This is a genomic window from Streptomyces sp. NPDC019937 (assembly GCF_040631655.1).
Taxonomy (GTDB): domain Bacteria; phylum Actinomycetota; class Actinomycetes; order Streptomycetales; family Streptomycetaceae; genus Streptomyces.
The window spans coordinates 1-4,547 of the sequence record NZ_JBEYAL010000104.1; the positions used below are offsets into that span (position 1 = coordinate 1).

Genomic DNA, 4,547 nt, shown 5'->3' on the forward strand with positions numbered 1-4,547 from the left:
GCGGGGGTCGACTGGTCCGGCGTGTTCGCGGGGACCGGTGCCCGGCGGGTCGCGCTGCCGACCTACGCGTTCCAGCGCGAACGGTACTGGCTGGACAACCCGCGCCCGGCGATCGGCACCAACGGGCTGGGGCTCGGCGCGGCCGGCCACCCCATGCTGGGCGCCACCGTACGGCTGGCGGACTCGGACACCGCGGTCCTGCAATCGCGGCTGTCCGTGGCGACTCATCCCTGGCTCGCGGACCATGTGGTCGGCAGCTCCGTCGTGGTGCCGGGCACCGCCTACGTCGAACTCGCCGTGCAGGCGGGCGACCAGGCCGGCTGCGACCGGGTCGAGGAGCTGACCCTGCGGTCCCCGATGGTGGTGCCGCGCGACGGCGCGGTCCAGGTACAGATCGCCATCGAGCCCGCGGAAGGCGAAGGCCCCCGGACCGTGCGGATCCACTCCCGCACCGAGGGCGCTCCGGCCGACCGGCCGTGGACCCTCAACGCCACCGGCACCCTGACCGCCGATCAGCCCGCCGCCGACTGGGATCTGCGGGCCTGGCCGCCCGCTGGTGCGGAGCCGGTGCCGGTCGACGGGCTCTACGAGCGGCTGGCGGAAACAGGTATGGTCTACGGCCCGGTGTTCCGGGGGCTGCGGGAGGTCTGGCGGCTGGGCGACGACCTGTTCGTGACAGCCGCCCTGCCCGAGGAGGCCAAGGCGGACGCGACCGGCTTCGGGCTGCACCCCGCACTGCTGGACTCCGTCCTGCACGCCCTCGGAGTCGACTACCCGGCGCCGGTACCGGACGAAGCCGACGGCCCTCGCAAGGCGTTGCTGCCGTTCCTGTGGTCCGGCGTAGCGCTGTCGGCCGTCGGTGCTCCCGAGGTGCGGGCACAGTTGTCCGTCCGTGCACCGGGTGAGGTCGGACTGCGTGTCGCCGACACGTCCGGTGAGCCCGTCGCCGAGGTCGAAGCCCTCGTACTGCGGCCCGTTTCGGCCACCGACGCGGCCGCCGCTCCGACCGTCGAGAACCTGTTCCGGCTCGACTGGATCCCCGCCACCGCCCCCGCAGCCGACCTCGGATGGCCGGAGGACTGGACCGTCCTGGGCGACGCGCGGCCATGGCAGGACGCCGGAATCCCGGTGACCGGCCGCGCGGGCCTCGCCGAGCTCGTCACCGCCCTGGACGGCGGCGCCGACGTTCCCGGCACCGTTCTGCTGCCGGTCACGCGGGCCGACGGTGCCGGTGCCGAGGCCCAGGTGACCGAGGCCGTGAGCGGCGTGCTCCGCGTCGTACGGGAGTGGCTGGCCGAGCCGCGTCTGGCCAAGTCCCGCCTCGTCGTGCTCACCTCGGGCGCGGTCGTCGAGGCCGACGATTTCGCCGGCGCCGGGGTGTGGGGCCTCGTGCGCTCGGCGATCACCGAGAACCCGGGCCGGTTCGTCCTGGCGGATACCGACGGCGAGCAGGCTTCGTACGAGGCGCTGGCCACGAGCCTGACCGATCTCGCCGAGGCGGGCGAGAGCCAGCTCGCGGTGCGGGGCGGCCAAGTGCTGCTGCCGCGCGTCGCCCGGATGACCGGGCCCGCGGAGGCCTCGCCCGCCTGGCGGGCGGGGGGCACGGTCCTCGTGACCGGTGGCACCGGCGGCCTCGGCGCGCTGGTGGCGCGCCATCTCGTCACCACGCACGGAGTACGGAACCTCCTGCTGCTGTCCCGCCGCGGACCCGACGCCCCCGGCGCGCGAGAACTCCGGCAGGAGCTGACGGACCTCGGCGCCCGGGCCACGATCGCCGCGTGCGACGTGGCCGATCGCGAGGCGCTGGCCCGGGCACTGGCCGCGATTCCCGAGGACGCGCCGCTCAGCGGCGTGGTGCACACCGCCGGTCTGCTGGACGACGGAGTCATCACCGACTTGACCCCGCAGCGGCTGGCGCGCGTCCTGGCAGCGAAGGCCGAATCGGCCCTGAACCTGCACGAATTGACCCGTGACCGCGAGCTGGACGCGTTCGTCCTCTTCTCCTCGATCTCGGGGATCGTCGGTTCGTCCGGCCAGGCGGCGTACGCGGCGGGCAACGCCGTGCTCGACGCTCTCGCCACGTCCCGGCAGGCCCAGGGCCTGCCGGGCGTGTCGCTGGCGTGGGGCATGTGGGAACACGCCGACGGCATGGGTGGCCGCCTCCGCCACGCCGACATGGCCCGCATGCGCAGGCAGGGTTTCCCCGCCCTCGCCACCGACGACGCGCTCGCACGGCTGGACCTCGCGGCACGGTCCGGCGAGGCCCTCGTACTGCCCGTCACACTCGACATCACCGCTCTCGCCGCCCGTCGGGACAGCCTGCCGAGCGTGCTGTTCGGACTCGTCCCGGCCACCCGGCGGCGGCGCGTCGCCGGACAGGCCGCCGACGGCGACCAGAGCGCGCTGGCACGCAGGCTGCGCGCCCTGCCCGCCGCTGAACAGGACCGGGAGCTGCTTGCGCTGGTGCAGTCGCAGGTCGCGGCGGTACTGGGGCACTCATCGGCCACCTCGGTCGACCCGGCCAGGGCGTTCACGGACCTCGGCTTCGACTCGCTGACCGCGGTGGACCTGCGTAACCACCTCAACACCGCGAGCGGGCTGCGGCTGCCCGCGACCCTGGTGTTCGACCACCCCAGCCCCGCCGCGCTCGCCGCGTACCTCCGCGAGCAGCTGCTGGGCGCGGAAGCGGAGCGGGAACAGGAGAAGACCGCGGCGGCCGCCGTACGGAGCCGGGGCGCGGCCGACGAGCCCATCGCGATCGTCGGTATCGGCTGCCGCTACCCGGGCGGAGTGACCTCGCCCGAGTCGCTGTGGGAGCTCGTGACCTCCGGCGGGGACGGCATCACCCCCTTCCCGGTCAACCGCGACTGGGACATCGAGCGGCTCTACGACCTCGACCCGGACCATGCCGGTACCTCGTACGTCCGCGAAGGCGGGTTCCTGCACGATGCCGCCGACTTCGACGCCGAGCTGTTCGGGATCTCGCCGCGTGAGGCCCTCGCCATGGATCCACAGCAGCGGCTGCTGCTGGAGACCTCCTGGGAGGCGCTGGAGCGCGCCGGAATGGACCCGCACTCGCTGCGCTCCACGGCCACCGGCGTATTCGCGGGACTGATGTACCACGACTACGCGTCGCGGGTGCACGCCGTACCGGACGAGGTCGAGGGCTTCCTCGGCAACGGCAACGCGGGCAGCGTCTTCTCCGGCCGCATCTCCTACGTCTTCGGCTTCGAAGGCCCCGCGGTCACCGTGGACACCGCGTGCTCGTCGTCCCTGGTCTCGCTGCATCTGGCCTGTCAGGCGCTGCGGGCGGGGGAGTGTGACACGGCGTTGGCCGGTGGCGTCACGGTGATGGCCACCCCCGCCACGTTCGTCGAGTTCTCCCGGCAGCGTGGCTTGGCTGCCGACGGCCGGTGCAAGTCCTTCGCCGAGGCGGCGGATGGTACCGGCTGGTCCGAGGGGGCTGGGGTGCTGGTGCTGGAGCGGTTGTCGGAGGCCCGGCGGCGTGGGCACGAGGTGCTGGCGGTGGTGCGTGGGAGTGCGGTCAATCAGGATGGTGCGTCGAATGGTCTGACGGCGCCGAACGGTCCGTCGCAGCAGCGGGTGATCCGTCAGGCGTTGTCGTCGGCGGGGCTTTTGGCGTCCGATGTGGATGTGGTGGAGGCGCATGGTACGGGGACGCGGCTCGGCGACCCGATCGAGGCGCAGGCGCTGCTGGCGACGTACGGTCAGGGTCGTGACGGCGGTGAGCCGTTGTGGCTGGGCTCGGTGAAGTCGAACATCGGGCACACCCAGGCCGCCGCGGGCGCGGCAGGTGTGATCAAGATGGTGATGGCGCTGCGCGCCGGGCAGTTGCCGCGGACGCTGCACGTGGACCAGCCCTCGTCGCATGTGGACTGGGAAGCCGGAGCGGTCAGGCTGCTGACCGAGGCTCGTGGCTGGCCGCAGGGGGAGCGTTCGCGCCGGGCGGGTGTGTCGTCGTTCGGGATCAGTGGGACCAACGCCCACGTGATCATCGAAGAGGCTCCGGCCGCCCCGGCCGTAGCCGGGGAACGGCCGTCGTCCGACCTGCCGGTGGTGCCGTGGGTGCTGTCGGGCCGGAGCGCGCGGGCGGTGGAAGCACAGGCCGGGCGTCTGGCGGAGTTCCTCGACGAGCGGGCCCCCTCCGCCGTCGACGTGGGCCTTTCACTGGTGACGACGCGCGCCGCCCTGGAGCACCGCGCGGTGGTGCTGGGCGCCGACGACGACGCCCTTCGCGCGGGTCTGGCCGGGCTGGACGGCCCCTCGGTGGTGTCCGGTGTGGTGTCGGAGGGTCGTGCGGCGTGGATGTTCACGGGTCAGGGCAGTCAGCGGCTGGGTATGGGGCGTGAGCTGTATGGCGCCTTCCCGGTGTTCGCGCGGGTCCTGGACGAGGTGTGCGGCCTTCTGGACGCGGAGCTTGGGGGCAGGCCAGGGTTTGAGGTCCCGGTGCGGGAGGTGTTGTTCGCGGCGGAGGGTTCGGCGGAGGCGGCTCTGCTGGATCGGACCGGGTATGCGCAGTCGGCGTT

1 protein-coding gene is annotated in these 4,547 nt (G+C 73.3%); it reads left to right on the forward strand.

Annotated elements, in window-relative coordinates; all coding sequences use genetic code 11:
• The coding region (locus ABZ562_RS41005; RefSeq protein WP_361490531.1) for an SDR family NAD(P)-dependent oxidoreductase at positions 1-4,547 on the forward strand (4,547 nt) is incomplete at both ends.